Here is a 16,691-nt window from a genome sequence, read left to right as displayed (position 1 = left end):
CTACGGCGCAGATGCCGCTTCAGACTGAAAATTGGTGCGTCCGAAAATGAACGGTCGCACAGAAATCGGTGACGAAATGAGCACGACAGTCGGCGTAATCGGGGGCGGCCAACTGGCCAGGATGCTGATCCCCGCAGCGGTGAACCTCGGAATCGACCTGCGCGTTCTAGGCGAGGCCGACGGCATGTCGGCGGGCCTGGCCGCGGCCGCAGTGGGGGACTATCGCGACTTCGACACGGTTCTCGCCTTCGCCGAGACCGTTGACGTGATCACCTTCGACCACGAGCACGTGCCCCAGGCCGTGCTCCGTGAACTGGTCGCCCGCGGGGTCACCGTGCGTCCGGGACCGGAGGCCCTCGTCTTCGCCCAGGACAAGATCGAAATGCGCCGCCGCCTCGGCGAGCTCGGCCTGCCGGTCCCCGACTGGGCGGCTGTCGAGAACGCGTCGGAGCTCGCCGTCTTCATCGCCGAACACGGTGGCCGCGCCGTGGTCAAGACGCCGCGCGGCGGCTACGACGGCAAGGGCGTCCGGGTGGTCACCCACAAGCACGAGGTCGACGACTGGTTCACCGCCCTCGCCGAGGACGCCAACGGCGGCGCCCTGCTCGTCGAGGAGCACGTGCCGTACACCCGGGAGCTCGCCCAGCTCGTGGCGAGGCGCCCGTCCGGCCAGGTTGCCGTGTGGCCGGTCGTCGAGACCGTGCAGCGGGACGGTGTCTGTGCCGAGGTGATCGCCCCTGCCCCCCTGTCGAGCGGACGCCTCGCCGCGGTCGCCGCCGACATCGCCACGCGAGTCGCCGAGGGCATCGGCGTGTGCGGCGTGATGGCCGTCGAACTCTTCGAGACGACGGATGAGCGCCTCCTGATCAACGAGCTGGCCATGCGCCCGCACAACAGCGGTCACTGGTCGATCGAAGGATCGACCACAAGCCAGTTCGAACAGCACCTTCGCGCCGTTCTCGACCTCCCGCTCGGTGCGACGACGCCGCGCGACGAGTGGTCGGTGATGGTGAATATCCTCGGCGGCCCCCTGCGCGGCACTCTTTTCGATCGCTACCCGGCCGCTTTCGCCGCGCATCCGTCGGCCAAGGTGCACAACTATGGGAAGGACCCACGTCCCGGCCGCAAGGTCGGGCACGTCACCGTGGGAGGTGCGGATCTGGACGACGTCGCCTATGAAGCGCGTGCCACTGCGGCTTTCTTTCAGGACTGACACCTAAGATCGACTGCGTGCCCGAGAACCCCAGAGCAACCACCCCGCTGTCGGAGAACCGAGAAACGCCCCCGGCGCCGCTCGTCGGCGTCGTCATGGGCTCCGATTCCGACTGGCCGGTCATGAGCGACGCCGCGCAGCTCTTGCGCGACTTCGGGGTCGACTACGAAGTCCAGGTCGTGTCCGCGCACCGCACGCCCCAGAAGATGATCGCCTATGGCGAGGACGCCCACGGGCGCGGCCTCAAGGTCATCATCGCCGGCGCCGGCGGTGCAGCGCATCTGCCCGGTATGCTCGCCGCCGTCACCGCGCTTCCCGTCGTCGGCGTTCCCGTTCCCCTGAGCAGGCTCGACGGCCTCGACTCCCTGCTCTCGATCGTGCAGATGCCGGCCGGAGTTCCCGTCGCGACCGTCTCCATCGGCGGGGCCCGAAACGCCGCGCTCATCGCCGTGAAGATTCTGGCCCTCTCCGACACGGTGCTGCACGACAAGCTCGTCGCCTTCGCCGCGGACCTCGCCGCACAGGTCGAACAGAAGAATTCGGATCTCCAAGCCAAGCTATGAGCATCGCCACCAACCCGATCAGGAACCCGGAAGCCGGGTCCGCCCGTGTGATGACCAAACGGGCCTGGTGGCTCGTCCTGCTGAACGTCATCCTGCCCGGCTCAGCGCAAGTGCTCGCCGGAAGCCGCCGACTCGGCCGGTTCGGCCTGCGCTGCACGTTCACCCTCATCGCCCTCGTCGTCGTCGTCGGGGTCGCTTACCTGTTCTGGCCTGAGGTCGTGCTCACGGCGTTCACCAACTCGATCGGGTTGTGGGTCGCCGCGGCGGTGTTGGTGTTCTACGGCATCGTCTGGGTCGTGCTGACCCTCGACACCCTGCGGCTTGTGCGCCTCGTCAAGGCGGGCCGTGGTGCCCGCCCCCTCATCGCCGGCTTCGCGACCGTGCTCATGGTCGTCATCGCCGGAACGGCCGGATACGGTGCGTACGTCGCGGCGACGGCGAGCGACTTCCTGTCCTCGGTCTTCGTCGCCGGGCCGACGGTTCCTCCGGTCGACGGGCGCTACAACATCATGCTCCTCGGCGGCGACGCCGGCGCCGACAGGGACGGTCTCCGCCCGGACAGCATCACCGTGGCGAGCATCGACGCCACCACGGGCCAGGTCACCATGATCGGCCTGCCCCGCAACCTCGAGGACGTACCGTTCGTGGCGGGTTCCCCGCTCGCGAAGCTGTACCCCACCGGCTACGGCGCCGTCGACGGATGCGAGGTCGACGCCTGCATGCTGAACTCGATCTACACCGAGGTCGAGCTGAAAAGCCCCGAGATGTACCCGAAGGCCATCGACGCCGGCAGTGAGCCCGGCATCGAGGGGATGCGGGACGCGGCGGAGGGCATCACGGGGCTGACGATCCAGTACTACGGCCTCATCGACATGCAGGGCTTCTCGGAGCTCATCGACGCACTCGGCGGGGTCGACATCAACGTGACCGAACGCGTGCCGGTGCACACGGACGACACCTTCACCACCGTGCTGTTCTGGTTCGAGCCGGGCATGCAGCACATGGACGGCTATCACGCTCTCTGGTACGCCCGGTCGCGACACGGCACGAGCGACTACAACCGCATGGAGCGCCAGCACCAGCTCCAGGAGGCGATCCTCGCCCAGGCCAGCCCCGCGAATGTGCTCTCCAAGTTCGAGTCCGTGGCCTCCGCCGGATCGCAGGTCGTGAAGACCGACATCCCGCAGAGCATGCTCGGGTACTTCGTGACCCTCGCCGCCAAGTCGAAGACGCACCCGATCAACACGGTCGAGCTGACCCCGGCGAACAACGTCGACCCGGAGAATCCCGATTACGACGTGATCAGGTCCCTGATCTCGGCCGCCCTCACTCCGGCAACGGCGACGCCCACCCCGTAGCCCTACAGGTCGGCGTGCAGCTGCCAGACCCGCTCGGCGGAATCGCGCCAGCTGAAGGCCTTCGCCCGGTCGCCGCCGTAGATGCGCAGCCGCTTGGCGAGGGCCCGGTCGGTGAGCACCCGGTCGACGGCCGCAGCAAGGCGTTCCGGGTAACCGGCGGCGTCCTCGCGCTCGACCACAAGACCGGCGTCGCCGCCCGCCTCAAGCAACGCGGGAGCGTCGGAATGCACAACCGGGGTGCCGAGGTGGAAGGCCTGGATCACGGGCAGTGCAAAGCCCTCTTCGAGGCTCGGGAAGACCAGCAGGCTCGCCCGGGCGATCACGACGGCGAGTTGCTCGTCGGTGAGTCCGGGCATCGCGCGGACTCGGCCGGGCGTGAGCCCGGCTTCCTCGGCGACGGACCCGAGGTCGACTTCGCCCCAGGTGTCCGGTCCCACGACGATCAGGGGCAGGTCCGAAGCACCGGGCAGGCCGAGTGCAGTGATGAGGGCCGTGACGCCCTTACGCGGCTCGAGCGTGCCGACCGTGACGATGTACTCGGACGGCAGGTCGAGGGCCGTGGCGAGCAGCTCAGTGGCCGAGGAGTTGGACGGCAGCCGGAACGCCGTGCCCACGGCGCCGCCGATGACGCGCACCCGGTCACCAAGGTCGACGATCTCGGCAAGCTGCGCCGCGACGGCGTGGCTCGGCACGACGATCGCGTCCGCGTGCTTGCGAGCCCGTTTCATTCGCGCCTTGGTCCAGGCGACGGTCGTCGGGGTGAGCGCCTCGGGATGCGTCCACGCGAGCACGTCATGCACGGTCACGGCGACCTGCGTGTGATCGTTCACCCGGTCGTGACGGCGCAGCGGCGCCATCAGGCCCGGCGCATGGATCATCCCGGGCCCAGGCGATGTCGTCACCCCGAGCTGCCAGGCCGCGGCGAGCTCGCGGCGGGGGAGTGCGGTCTTGTAGAGTCCGGCGAGCCCGGGCAGGGCCGCCTCGATTTCCGCGTACTGCTCGGGCGCCGACGCTGAGACGATGCCCTCGACCTCGCAGTTGAGCGGAGCGCTCTCGATGAGCGCCCGGGTCAGCTCCTCGGTGTATCGACCGATCCCGCCGGGAACCGGCGCGATCATCTGGTCGACGATAACCCGCAGTGTGATCATTCGGTCTCGAGGACGCCTTCTGCCACGGCCTCGGTGAGCGCGTCGTGCCAGTCGCGCATCGGGGTGAGTCCGGCGGTGGCCCAGGCATCATGGCCGAGGACGGAGTACGCCGGGCGGGGCGCGGGGCGCACGAAGGAGGCACCATCGGTCGGGAGCACCCGGGCGGGGTCGAGGCCGTTGGCGGCGAGCACGGCCTGGGCGAAGCCGAACCAGCTCGTGACACCGGAGCTGGTGCCGTGGTAGATGCCGGCCGGGGCTTCGGCGTCGAGGAGGGCGACGATCTGGTTCGCGAGGTCGACGGTCCAGGTGGGCTGGCCGACCTGGTCCTCGACGACGTTCAGCGTGTCGTGGGTGGCGGCGAGTTTCAGCATGGTCTTGGGGAAGTTGGGACCGTTCTTCCCGTAGAGCCACGCGGTACGCACGATGTAGGTCTTGCCGGGGTTCTCGGCCAGGACGATTTCCTCGCCGGCGGCCTTGGTCCGCCCATACGCGGAGATCGGCGCGGCCGGTGCATCCTCCTGATACGGGGAGGTGGCGTTGCCTTCGAAGACGTAGTCCGTCGAGATCTGCACGAGGCGCGCCCCGGACGCCTGCGCGGCCCTGGCGAGGTTCCGCGGTCCGACAGCGTTCAGCAGGTAGGCGGCGTCCTCGTTCGTTTCGGCGTCGTCGACCTTCGTGTACGCGGCGGCATTGATCACGACATCGAACCCGGTGACGGCAGCCTGGACGGCGGCCTGGTCGGTGATGTCCAATTCGCCACGGTCGAAGGCGGTCACGTCCCGACCGGCCAGGGCCTTCTGCAGGTCGCGGCCGAGCATCCCGGCGGCGCCGGTGATCAGGTAGCGGGTCATGAGCTCAGTGCCGCGCGGGCCTTGAGGGGTTCCCACCAGGAACGGTTGTCGCGGTACCACTGCACGACGTCGGCGAGGCCCTTCTCGAACGGGACCTGGGGGGCGTAGCCGAGTTCGGCCTGGATCTTGGTGATGTCCACCGAGTAGCGCAGGTCGTGGCCGAGGCGGTCGGCGACGCGGTCCACGTAGGACCAGTCCTTGCCGGTGGAGTCCAGCAGCAGCTGGGTCAGCTCCAGGTTGGTCAGCTCGGTGCCGCCGCCGATGTTGTAGATCTCTCCGGCGCGGCCGCCGACGAGGACCATCGCGATCGCGCGGGTGTGGTCGTCCACGTGCAACCAGTCGCGGATGTTATTGCCCGCCCCATACAGCGGGACGTGCATGTCATCGATCAGGTTCGTCACGAACAACGGGATGACCTTCTCGGGGAAGTGGTACGGGCCGTAGTTGTTCGAGCAGCGCGTGATCGACACGTTCAGGCCGTGCGTGCGGTGGTAGGACCGGGCGAGGAGGTCGCTGCCGGCCTTGGAGGCGGAATACGGGGAGTTGGGTTCCAGGGCGCGTTCCTCGTTCCAGGAGCCCTCCGCGATCGACCCGTAGACCTCGTCCGTGGACACGTGCACGAACCGGGCCAGGTTGTGGCGGAGCGCGGCGTCCAGGAGCTGCTGGGTGCCGAGAACGTTGGTCTCGACGAAGATCGACGCGTCCCGCACCGACCGGTCCACGTGGGACTCGGCCGCGAAGTGCACCACGGCGTCCAGGGACGGGAAGAGCGTGTCGAGCAGTTTCGCGTCACGGATGTCCCCATGCACGAACGAATACCGGGGCGAATCGGCGATCGGAGCGAGGTTCGCGAGGTTGCCCGAATACGTCAACGCGTCCAGAACAACAACCTCGGCCCCCTCCAAACCCGGGTACGCGTCTTCGATGGTGCGACGAACAAAGTTCGAGCCGATGAAACCAGCGCCGCCGGTAACGAGGATCTTCATATGTTTTGTGACCTATCTGTAAACGTAAAGTGCCCGCACTATCCTATCGGGCGTGAGTCCGCCGGACGTGGGGGCACCCGGCTGGGGTGCTTCCCAAACGGCACGAACACTGATTACATGGCTTCGGGGGCGGCGCCAGTCGAACTCGTCGAGCAGAAACGAGTTCCGATGGCTGTGCTGCGCTCCAAACTTTCTCCCGTCGTCAGAAGACGTCCCTGGCTTGCCGCCTCGTCGGCCCTGGTCCTCGGCCTGGCGATCCTGCAACCGGTGGCCGGCGCGGCCGTCGCGGCAACGCCCGTGCGTGCCCTGTCCGCCGCGACCACGGCGGCTCCGCTCGACAACGACACGATCACTCCCGCGGAACTGCTCGGCTCTCCGCCCGTCGCGGCCCCGGACGCACGGAACCAGCCCGATGTCACGGTCGCCGCGGGAACGGTCTCCCTCGATCACACGGTCGACGTGGCAATGGTCGTTCCTGCTGAAAAGTCCTCCGTCTACAACACGTTCATCAGCGACAGCGCGGCGCGAGACCTGGTCGCGAAGACCGGAGCGTATTGGAAGGCCCAGAGCAACAACCAGGTCACCTCCCTGACGGTGACGCACCTCGGGCGATACTCGACCGCGGTGACCTGCGCTGACCTCGTGTCGGCAAACTCCCAGCCCGCGATGACGTACATCTGGGGTACCGCGGCCCTGAACTTCGGTCATTCGCTGCCCAACGGCGACCCTGACTTCGGCTACTACCTGGCCGGCACCGGGCATCACCTGCTCGTCCTCGTCCCCGATGCGTGCGGTGGCGCAGGTATCGGCAGCGTCGGCGCACCGGGGGTGCCCGTCAGCGCAGCCAATGGCGGTGTCATCATGGCCTCGATGAACGGCGTGAACAACCTCGACATCGTCGCTCACGAGTTCGGGCACAACCTCGGCCTCCAGCACTCGAACATCGCCGTGTGCCCCGACGCCTCCCTGTCCGAAGGGTTTCTCAACACGTCGACAGGAACGTTCACCGACGGATGCGCCGACCTCCCCTATGAGGACGCGTACGACGTGATGGGCGCCGCATACTCGTACAACGGCGAGGCCAACGGCACTCCGACGGCCCTCAACACGAGCCACAAGTCCCGGCTCAATGCCCTCTCGGACGGGGAAGCCCAGACGATCACCCTGGACCCAGGGGTGCGGACCCAGGAGACGTCCGCGACTATTGTGACCACCGGGGCCGTGTCCGGCCGACGGGCGCTCGTGGTCACGGACCCGCGCACCCAGCAGGTGTACTACGTCGACTACCGCGGTGGCACCGGCTCAGACGCCGGCTCGCTCTACACTCGCGGACTGCTTGCGTCAGAGGGCGTCGACAACGGGGTGCGCCTCCTCACGACCCGGAGCGATTTCACTTCCGTCGTGTTGTTGAGTCCGAGTTCGACCAGCAATACCGGGCACAAGCTCTTCCTGACCGCAGGGCAGAGCCTGTCGACCAGGTCAGGCGGCATCCGGGTGGTTGTGCAGAGCATCGCCGGTGGCGCCGCCATTGTCTCCGTCACGCTCACGGCGAGCTCAGTCGACCGGGTGTTCGGCGACAACCGATTCGCCACATCGGCCGCGATCTCGAGGGCGAACTTCGCCGCGGATGCGCCGGTCGTCTACATCGCGAACGGGTTGAATTTCCCCGATGCCTTGTCTGCGGCGCCTGTCGCCGGTGCCGCGAACGCTCCGATCCTTCTTGTGACGGCCGATAGCGTGCCGAACGTCGTCCAGGCAGAGCTGGCTCGACTGCACCCGAAGAAGATCGTGGTGCTCGGTAGCCAGAATTCGGTCAGTGATGCGGCCGTCGCTCAAGTCAAGGCTTTTGCTGTCGACCCGGCGGCGCCGGTCGTTCGACTGTTCGGCGATGACCGGTTCGCGACGTCGGCCGCGATTTCTGCGGCGAACTTCCCGCTCGGAGCCCCGGTGGTCTACATCGCCAATGGGTTGAAATTCCCGGACGCCTTGTCTGCTGCGCCGGTCGCCGGTAGCGCGAAAGCGCCGATCCTCCTCGTGACGGCCGACAGCATCCCCGCCGTGGTCCAGGCAGAGCTTGATCGACTGAATCCGACGAGCTTCGTGGTGCTCGGCAGCCAGAACTCGGTCAGTGATGCGGTCGTCGCGCAACTGAAGGGCTACACCGCCGACCCGGCCACGCCCGTCGTGCGCTTGTCCGGCGATGACCGGTTCGCGACGTCGGCCGCTATTTCTGCGGCGAACTTCCCACTCGGCGCCCCGGTGGTCTATATCGCGAATGGCTTCAATTTCCCTGATGCGCTGTCGGCGGCCCCGGTCGCGGGGTCCAAGAAGGCGCCGATCCTGCTCGTGCAGCCAGGCGGTCTTCCGGCCGCCGTGCAGAAAGAGATACTGCGGTTGAAACCGACCAGATTCGTGGTGCTCGGCAGTCAGGACGCCGTCGGTGACGCGGTCGTCGCCCAGCTGAACGCGCTCATCCCCTAGTCGCTGATTGTCCACCATCCATAGCTTTTTTGGCCTGATTGGTTACGCTATCGGTTGAGATTCCATTGGGGGATGAAATTCATGAGCCAACGTCGTTTACCGCATAAGCTGCTCCGAAGCCTGGCCGCTGTTACGGCCTGCCTCGTTATTGTCGCTGGGCTCGTCGCGGCGCAGCCCGCCGGGCCGGCGTCGGCGATCGTGAAGAGCACGCCCCCGGACACGAACGACGTCTATGCCAAGGACTTCAATCCCGGCAACCTCATAAGCGACGCGAACTTCTACAACGGGTCGGCCATGACGACTCCGACCGTTCAGTCATTCCTGACCGCACAGGGTGTGGACTGCACGGGCACGCTCTGCCTGAAGTCTTTCGTGCAGACAACGACAGACATGCCTGCCGACAGCTGGTGCAGCACCTACACCGGAGTCGCAAATCAATCAGCGGCGGACATGATCGCGAAGGTTGGCGCAGCCTGCGGAATCAGCCAGAGGGTGCTGCTCACTTTGCTCCAGAAGGAACAGACCCTGGTCACCAGGACGGATCCGACCAAAGCCCTTCTTGACAAGGCCACGGGCTATTCCTGCACCGACACATCGACATGCGACATCGCCTACGCCGGTCTCTTCAAGCAGGTCTACTACGCGGCCCGGCAGTTCAAGCGTTACAGCGACGCGACGCTCTTCCCCCAATACCAGGCAGGCAAGACCGTGACCATCCAGTACTTTCCCAACAGCCCGGCCTGTGGTTCGAGCACGGTCACGATCTGGAACGCTGCAACAGCAGCGCTCTATACCTACACCCCCTATCAGCCGAACGCCGCTGCTCTAGTGCCCGCGAATTTCTTCGGCGTTGGCGATTCTTGTTCTGCGTATGGGAACCGCAATTTCTGGGCGATCTACAACGGCTGGTTTGACTCATCAACGAGCGGCAGCGTTCCGACCGTCAACGCGATTTCGGGACAAGACCGGTACGACACGGCAGCGGCCATCTCGCTGAAGTCCTATCCAGGCGTCAATGTCAAAGTCCCCGTCGTCTACCTCGCGGCCGGCACCAACTTCCCGGATGCCCTGAGCGCTGCCCCGGCTGCTGCTGCCCTCGGCGGACCGCTCCTGCTGTCCCTTCCCGATCGACTCCCTGACTCCGTCCTCGCCGAGGTGAAGCGACTGGCCCCGCAGAGAATCGTCGTCGTCGGAGGGACGGACTCGATCGGCGCGGCGGTGTACGCGCAACTTGCGGCCCTGCAGAATCAGATCACCAGGCTGAGCGGCGCCGACCGATACGAGACCTCTCGAATGATCGCCCAGGACGCATACAAGCGGCTGCTCGATCTGAATCCGTCCAAGGTCGAAGTCGTCTACGTCGCCTCCGGCGCGAACTTTCCCGATGCTCTCTCCGCCGGCGCGGTCGCCGGAGCGATCGGTGCACCCGTGATCCTGGTCAACGGGAGTGCTGACGCGGTTGACACGCCGACGGCCGTTCTCCTGACCGCACTCAACGCGACGAAGGCAACGGTGGTCGGGGGTCCGCCATCCATCTCCCCTTCGTACTCGCAGAGTCTCGCAGCACTCGTCCCGATCCTTCCGATCTCCGGATCCGACCGGTTCGACACGAACATCAAGCTCAACAAGTCCGCACCCAGCACGGGCGACAGCGTCTATGTGGCCACCGGATTCTCCTTCCCCGACGCTTTAGCGGGTGCCGCCGCGGCCGGGGCAGGGCATGACGCTCTCTACCTGGCTCAGACGGCCTGCGTCCCGGCGCCCGCCGTCGAGAGCATCCTTGCAACGCACGTTGCAACGGTGTACCCGTTAGGTGGTCCGACAACACTGACGAACAAGGTGTCCCAGCTGGTCTCCTGCCAATAGCGTTCGGGGAATGGGCGCCCCTTCGCCCGGTTTGGTAGGCTGCACAGGTGCAGATCCGCGAGCTTTCTATCCCCGATTCCTACGAGATCACTCCGAAGCAGTTCGGTGACAGTCGGGGGGTGTTCCTCGAGTGGTATCGCTTCGATCGCCTTGAGGAGACCATCGGGCATCGCTTGGAAATCGCGCAGGCGAACACGAGCGTGTCCAAGCGGGGTTCGGTGCGCGGCATCCACTTCGCGGACATTCCGCCGAGCCAGGCCAAGTACGTGACCGCCGTGCGCGGTGCGGTCCTGGACTACATCATCGACATCCGGGTCGGGTCGCCGACCTTCGGCCAGTGGGACAGTGTGCTGCTCGATGACACCGACCGCCGTGCGGTCTACATCGCCGAGGGCCTCGGCCACTGCTTCGTCGCGCTGACCGATGACGCCACCGTGAGCTATCTCGTGACCGCCCCGTTCAACCCGGGCCGTGAGCACGGTATCAACCCCCTCGACGCCGACATCGGCCTCGTGTTCCCGCCCGAGGCCGGCGAGCTCCTGCTCTCGCCCAAGGACACGGATGCTCCCGGGCTCGCCGAGTCCGCCGCGAGTGGCCTGCTGCCCACGTGGGCGGACGCGAAAGCGTTCTACGCGGCCCTGAACGAAGGAAAGTAAGCATGCGCGGAATCATCCTCGCCGGCGGTTCGGGCACGCGCCTGTGGCCGATCACGAAGGCCATCTCCAAGCAGTTGATGCCGATCTATGACAAGCCGATGATCTACTACCCCTTGTCGACGCTGATGATGGCCGGGATCAAGGAAATCCTCATCATCACGACCCCGGAATACAACCACCAGTTCCGTGCCCTCCTCGGCGACGGGTCCGAGCTGGGCATCCGCATCGAGTACGCCGTGCAGGAATCCCCCGACGGCCTCGCGCAGGCCTTCATCATCGGGGAAGAGTTCATCGGCGATGAGTCCGTCGCCCTGGTCCTGGGCGATAACATCTTCCACGGTGCGGGCCTGGGCTCGGCGCTGCGGGGCAACGCGAACCTCGAGGGCGCCCGCATCTTCGCGTACCACGTGTCCGACCCGCACGCCTATGGTGTTGTCGAGTTCGACGAGACCATGACGGCGCTTTCTATCGAGGAGAAGCCCGTCACCCCCAAGAGCAACTACGCGGTGCCCGGCCTGTACTTCTACGACAATCGCGTCGTCGAGATCGCGAAGACCATCAAGCCCTCCGCGCGCGGGGAGCTTGAGATCTCCACGGTCAACGAACGCTACCTGCAGCAGGGCGACCTGCACGTGCAGGTCCTCGACCGCGGCACGGCATGGCTGGACACGGGCACGTTCGAGTCCATGATGCAGGCCTCCGAGTACGTGCGCGTGATCGAAGACCGCCAGGGCTTCAAGGTCGGCTGCATCGAGGAAATCGCCTGGCGCGCAGGCTGGATCGACGACAAGCAACTCGCCAAACTCGCCGCACCCCTCATCAAAAGCGGCTACGGCTCGTACCTGAAGACTCTCGTGTGGCAGGACAATAGCTAACCGTCGTTGCACGGCACGCTGCCTGTGAGGCGAAAGGGGCCGCGCCGAGCCTCTGGCGTCGTGCTCGATCCATGACGTGTAGCTTTAACATGCTTTGAGCGAAACGGCCGAAGTGTGCGCAAGTCATGTCGGTTCGGACGTGATCGTGGATTCTTCCGGGGGAAGCTCGTGACTGCTGTGGAAAATAAGTTGACGGGCATGAGCGCGCGGGCCGTGGCGCCGATCTCCATCGCTGAAGCTCTCGGCGGGCACAGAAACTCTCTTGGTCTCATTCGTCTGGTCCTCGCGTGCCTGGTAATTTTTGACCATGCATTCCCGCTGGGTGGATTTGGCGGCGACCCGGGACTGACCCAGACGCACGGCCAGGCTTCGTTGGGCAGTCTCGCAGTGGCGGGCTTCTTCGCAATCAGTGGATACCTCATAGCCAAGAGTGGACTGGCGACCGATGTCGTGCAGTTCCTCTGGCGCCGGTGTCTGAGGATCTTTCCCGCGTACTGGGTGGTCCTTCTCTTGACCGCATTCGTCGCCGGACCCGCCCTGTGGATCGGGTCGGGCCACGACCTGAGCGGTTACTTCGGACTTGCCCCCCAGAACCCATTCCACTACATCCATGCGAACTGGGGCCTGAGCATCGGTACCTGGGGGATCTACGATCAGCTGCGGGATTCGACGCCATATGGCCTGGCCACTGGCCGCAGTGTCTTCAACGGGTCCATCTGGACTCTTATCTACGAGTGGCAGTGTTATCTCCTGATCGCTGCAGCCGTTGCGTTCGGCCTCATGCAGAAGGCAAAGCTCGTCTTCCCCCTCTCGGCCCTGTTCCTTCTCGTGGTGCAGATCGTCCGAATCACCAATCCAGACGGTCCTGGCGCAATCGCGCCCTTTCTTGCCGACCAGTACCGGGTCTCACTGACCCTTACGTTCCTGCTCGGCGCAACGCTCGCGGTCTACTCCCGACGAGTCATCTACAGCAACGGCCTGGGACTCTTCTCTGGCCTCGTCCTGGTCCTCACTCTCAGGTATGGAGGGTTCCTGACGATCGGCACCGTCGCGGGGACGTATTTTGTGTTCTATGTTGCCGCGCGACTGCCCAGGCAACTGCACTGGGTCGGATCGAAGAACGACTACTCCTATGGGGTCTATATCTATGGCTTCCTCGTAGAACAAATCATCGCCAGCCTCGGATGGTACAAGCTCGGATACCTGCCCTACGCAATGATCTGTCTGGTGATCACGCTCGGGTGCGCCTGGCTGAGCTGGCACGGCGTGGAAAAGCAGGCAATGGCGCTCAAGGATCGGGGGCCGGGACGCGGTTGGCCCGTTTGGTACGCATATGCCCGGTTGAGGTTCGTCGGAACCCGAGCGCGCCGCAGGGTACGGGCACACGGCACCAGCGCCGACCACGGTGTACCGTTGCGCCGACGACCGTGACACTGAACCGGTTCCCCCAGGGTGGCATGATGTATTAATGCCCGTCACATCGCTTTTTTCCCGCGTGAACACCGCTGTGCTGCGTCGTTTGCGAGGATTGCTCCCTGCTCCGAAAACCCGAAGCGCGGATGCCCCTGCCAATCGCCAGGTTCGAAACGACCTCATCCATCTGCAACTTGCGAATCGGCTCTCGCGTCGCCCAGCGATCGATCCGAACGGCACGACGGTTGTCACAGTGACCACCCACGGTGCCCGGATTGAACGGGCGTACATCGCCCTGGAGTCCATCGCCAGGGGCCGTGCGCGCCCGGCACGCCTGCTGCTCTGGCTCGACGACGAGGAGATCTTCCGGGCCCTGCCGCAATCCCTGCGTCGCCTGGAGCGCCGGGGACTCGAGGTCATCCTGGACCTGAACAAGTACAAGGTCCACACCAAGTATTATCCATACGTGAAGTCTGTGGACGTTCATGTCATGCCTCTTGTCACGGCTGACGACGACGTGTTGTATCCGCGGGAGTGGCTTTCGGCGCTGCAGGCGGAACACGCGCTCTTCCCGAACGATGTGATCTGCTTCCGAGCCCACCGTATTCCCGTCGTCGGGGACGCGCTCGGCCCGTACAAGACCTGGGCTCCCTGCAATGACTTTCATGCCGGGATCTCCAACCTGGGCACCTCGGTATCGGGCCAGCTGTTTCCGGCACCGGTCGTCAACGCGATCCGGGCCAAGGGCGACGAATTCCGTACGCTCGTACCGGATGCCGATGATCTGTGGCTGCACGTCTGCACCGTCGAGCAGAACGTGGCCACCCGTCAGATCGGCCGCCAGTCGATCACATTCCCTTATGTTCCAGGGAGCCAGGCCGCCGGCCTGTACCTGCAGAACGTGTGGAACGGTGGGAACGACGCCGCTGTGGAGCGAATCTACAGCCCGGCGGCCGTCGAAGCCATCCGTCAGGACGCAGTGCGTGCGGAGTCCGCAGCGGGTTGAGCCATACCCGCGGCGGCGGCTAGCGCTTGCGAAGCCCGGCGATGGTACGCCCGGCCCAGCGCAACGGCGCCGTGACCCGCCAGGACGAGCTCGTTTCCACACCGGCCAGACGTTTCCGGACATCCGCGAGAATCTGATTGCGCTGCGAGATCACGCCGTACTCACGGTCCGCTGCCTTGCGGGGATTGGTGCAGAAGGCGACCAGAGGCAGCAGGGTCTTGGACCAGGTCATGGTTTCCGCCAGAGCCTGAACACGCTCGCGGCGCTTCGCGAGCGCCGTCTCGTCGAAGAGCACGGCTTCGAGCGCTTCGACGAGCGCATCGACGTCCTCGGCGGGCACAGTGGCACCCAGGTCGTACTGCCGGATCAGGTCTGCGAAGATGTCGCCGTCGGTGCTCACGATCGGCAGGGAAGCCCACAGGTAGTCGAGCAGACGCGTTCGGAAGCTGAACTGTGTCTCGATGTGCGGGAAATGTGTGCTGACTCCCACGTCCGCGTCCAGCAGGAAATTCGCCCGCTGCTCGTACGGAACCCAGGTCTCGTTGAAGAATACGGAACGATTGATCAGGTTGAGATCCGTCGCGAGCTCCCTCGCTCGTCGCTCCATCTCCATCTGTGGAACGTCCGGATTGGGATGCTTGACGCCGAGAAAGAAGAGCCGCACGTTGTCGTGACGTTCCGCAATGCGGGCGACCGCCTCGATGAGGGACAGCGGGTCGAACCAGTTGTAGATCCCGCCTCCCCACAGGATGATCTTGTCGTCCATGCCGATGCCGTCGACGACTCCGCGGATGCCGTGGCTCGTCTGGACCGGTGGGGTGCCGGCGATGCCGAACGGGGCGACGTCGAGGAGCGATCGGAGAGTCGGGTCCTGGTCGTAGGTGGCCGGATTGATCCTGGCCAGGCCGGCGAGCTGGCCGAGCCAGAAGTCACGCTGTTTCTCGGACGCGCAGAGCATGAAGTCCGCCCGTTCCATCTGGTCGTTCATCACTTCGACGGAGTCGACTGCGACCGCGTAGCGGTCCGCCTCGGGAAGGTCTTTGCCCTGCTCGAGCTGTTCGAGGTGCAGCGGGTCGTAGATGTCGGCCACGAGGATCGTGTCGAGGTCTTTCAGCCAGGGGTGGCTCCGCAGGATATGTCCCTGGGTGATGATGACATCCGCCCATGCCGCGTGCGGCTGCAGCGCGTCGTGGGCGGCGAAGACGATGTCGAAGTCGGGATGTGTTCCCGTAGCGCCGATCGTGGAGGCCAGGCGAACCTGTCCGACGTCGGAAAGCACCCGGGCAATCTCCCAGGCGCGAATGGCGGGTCCGGCCATCCGTGTCCCGATGGTGTCCGGTGTGACGATGAGGATCTTGCTTCTCTTCGGCAGGTCGGCGGCCATCAGCGAGTCACCCACCACAGCCGCACAGAGAGCGCGAGTTTGAGTGCGACACGAACCGGCAGCTGATACCACGCGGGGTACTGGCGACTCAGGTAGGTGTACGCGCTATCGTGATGCACCTGTTCCATGCGACGTGCGTTGTTCGACGTGGAGTGGGCGCCGGTGTGAACCACCACGGATTCGGGGTAGTAGACGTTGCGCCACCCGGCCTTGGACAGGCGGGAGCCGAGATCGACGTCTTCGAAGTACATGAAATAGCTGGGGTCGAAACCATCGACGGCCTCGTATGCCGTCCGGCGCACGAGGAGGCAGGCACCGGATAGCCAGCCGGCGTCGCGTTGCTCCGCCCCATACTCACCTTCGGCCCGATACTTCCGCGACCACGGATTGGTGGACCAGATCCGCCCCAGAATGGCGTGCCCGATCCCGGTGCCGAGGGACGGGAGCTGTCGGGCAGAGGGATAGACGGCGCCCGTGGCGTCCAGAATTCTCGGTCCGATGGCGCCGGCGCCCGGAATGTCGTCCGCCGCGGCGATGAGGGCGGCCAGAGCGCCCGGCGTGAAGACGACGTCCGGGTTCGCGATCACGAGGAGATCGGCGACTGCGTCGGCGGCCTTGACGCCGACGGCGATACCGGCTCCGTACCCGCGGTTGTCGGGCAGTTCGATCAAGCGCGCGCCGTAGGCGCTCGCGGCCAGTCGCTCCACGCTGAGGTCGTCTGACGCGTTGTCGACGATGATCACATCGGGGCGCCCGCCGTCGGAGTCGATCAGCGACTGAAGGAATGACTCCAGGGTCGTCCCGGTGTTGTGGGTCACCGTGATGACGACGGCGGAGTGTGGCATGGTGCCTTTCGCGGCTAGAAGAGGGTACGCGTCGTGCGGTTCTTCG

The 16,691-nt window shown here is 65.5% G+C and carries 14 protein-coding genes; 9 read left to right on the top strand and 5 right to left on the bottom strand.

Annotation, left to right across the window (positions count from 1 at the left end):
- The first annotated feature begins 76 nt into the window (after positions 1-76).
- The 3 genes from QN350_RS03255 (at position 77) to QN350_RS03245 (ending at position 3,134) form a co-directional block, all read left to right on the top strand.
- Complete coding sequence (locus QN350_RS03255; protein ID WP_322139020.1) at positions 77-1,213, top strand: 5-(carboxyamino)imidazole ribonucleotide synthase; 1,137 nt, start codon at positions 77-79, stop codon at positions 1,211-1,213.
- A gap of 95 nt (positions 1,214-1,308) precedes the next feature.
- Entirely contained in the window at positions 1,309-1,776 is a 468-nt protein-coding gene (purE, locus tag QN350_RS03250) for a 5-(carboxyamino)imidazole ribonucleotide mutase (RefSeq protein ID WP_323502671.1), read from the top strand.
- Entirely contained in the window at positions 1,773-3,134 is a 1,362-nt protein-coding gene (locus QN350_RS03245) for an LCP family protein (RefSeq protein WP_322139021.1), read from the top strand. The genes purE and QN350_RS03245 overlap by 4 nt, the downstream gene beginning before the upstream one ends.
- A 2-nt stretch (positions 3,135-3,136) precedes the next feature.
- Here the strand turns inward: QN350_RS03245 and QN350_RS03240 are convergent, their stop codons facing one another.
- Genes QN350_RS03240 through rfbB form a run of 3 tightly spaced genes read right to left on the bottom strand, consistent with a single transcriptional unit; the run spans position 3,137 to position 6,119 of the window.
- Positions 3,137-4,282, bottom strand: coding sequence for a glycosyltransferase family 1 protein (locus tag QN350_RS03240; RefSeq protein WP_322139022.1), 1,146 nt, complete (start codon positions 4,280-4,282; stop codon positions 3,137-3,139).
- Complete coding sequence (gene rfbD, locus QN350_RS03235) at positions 4,279-5,133, bottom strand: dTDP-4-dehydrorhamnose reductase (RefSeq protein ID WP_322139023.1); 855 nt, start codon at positions 5,131-5,133, stop codon at positions 4,279-4,281. The genes QN350_RS03240 and rfbD overlap by 4 nt, the downstream gene beginning before the upstream one ends.
- Positions 5,130-6,119, bottom strand: coding sequence for a dTDP-glucose 4,6-dehydratase (gene rfbB / locus QN350_RS03230; protein WP_323515756.1), 990 nt, complete (start codon positions 6,117-6,119; stop codon positions 5,130-5,132). The genes rfbD and rfbB overlap by 4 nt, the downstream gene beginning before the upstream one ends.
- A 117-nt stretch (positions 6,120-6,236) precedes the next feature.
- Between rfbB and QN350_RS03225 the strand changes: the two genes are divergently transcribed.
- From QN350_RS03225 to QN350_RS03200, 6 genes are all read left to right on the top strand, one after another.
- Entirely contained in the window at positions 6,237-8,600 is a 2,364-nt protein-coding gene (locus QN350_RS03225; protein ID WP_322139025.1) for a cell wall-binding repeat-containing protein, read from the top strand.
- An 81-nt stretch (positions 8,601-8,681) separates the two neighbouring features.
- Positions 8,682-10,466, top strand: coding sequence for a cell wall-binding repeat-containing protein (locus QN350_RS03220; protein ID WP_322139026.1), 1,785 nt, complete (start codon positions 8,682-8,684; stop codon positions 10,464-10,466).
- 47 nt (positions 10,467-10,513) lie between these two features.
- Positions 10,514-11,122 carry a dTDP-4-dehydrorhamnose 3,5-epimerase family protein gene (locus QN350_RS03215; protein WP_281534049.1) on the top strand — a complete coding sequence of 203 codons (609 nt, stop codon included), beginning with the start codon at positions 10,514-10,516 and terminating at the stop codon, positions 11,120-11,122.
- A 2-nt stretch (positions 11,123-11,124) separates the two neighbouring features.
- Entirely contained in the window at positions 11,125-11,997 is an 873-nt protein-coding gene (rfbA, locus tag QN350_RS03210) for a glucose-1-phosphate thymidylyltransferase RfbA (RefSeq protein ID WP_281534050.1), read from the top strand.
- A gap of 168 nt (positions 11,998-12,165) precedes the next feature.
- Complete coding sequence (locus QN350_RS03205; protein ID WP_322139027.1) at positions 12,166-13,428, top strand: acyltransferase; 1,263 nt, start codon at positions 12,166-12,168, stop codon at positions 13,426-13,428.
- 235 nt (positions 13,429-13,663) lie between these two features.
- Positions 13,664-14,416 (top strand): hypothetical protein, encoded by a 753-nt coding sequence (locus QN350_RS03200; RefSeq protein WP_322139028.1) that lies wholly within the window; start codon positions 13,664-13,666, stop codon positions 14,414-14,416.
- A gap of 19 nt (positions 14,417-14,435) precedes the next feature.
- Here QN350_RS03200 and QN350_RS03195 read toward each other — a convergent pair whose 3' ends face one another.
- Together QN350_RS03195 and QN350_RS03190 are read right to left on the bottom strand one after the other, a co-directional pair.
- Positions 14,436-15,800, bottom strand: a complete 1,365-nt coding sequence (locus tag QN350_RS03195; RefSeq protein WP_322139029.1) for a glycosyltransferase family 4 protein — start codon at positions 15,798-15,800, stop codon at positions 14,436-14,438.
- Positions 15,800-16,645, bottom strand: a complete 846-nt coding sequence (locus tag QN350_RS03190; RefSeq protein ID WP_322139030.1) for a glycosyltransferase family 2 protein — start codon at positions 16,643-16,645, stop codon at positions 15,800-15,802. The genes QN350_RS03195 and QN350_RS03190 overlap by 1 nt, the downstream gene beginning before the upstream one ends.
- Positions 16,646-16,691: the final 46 nt, after the last annotated feature.

Origin of the sequence: Cryobacterium sp. 10I5, from assembly GCF_035019865.1 — a bacterium.
Lineage (GTDB): Bacteria > Actinomycetota > Actinomycetes > Actinomycetales > Microbacteriaceae > Cryobacterium > Cryobacterium breve_A.
The sequence above is the reverse complement of the archived record's forward strand: the minus strand, read 5'-3'. Positions and strand labels throughout refer to the sequence as shown.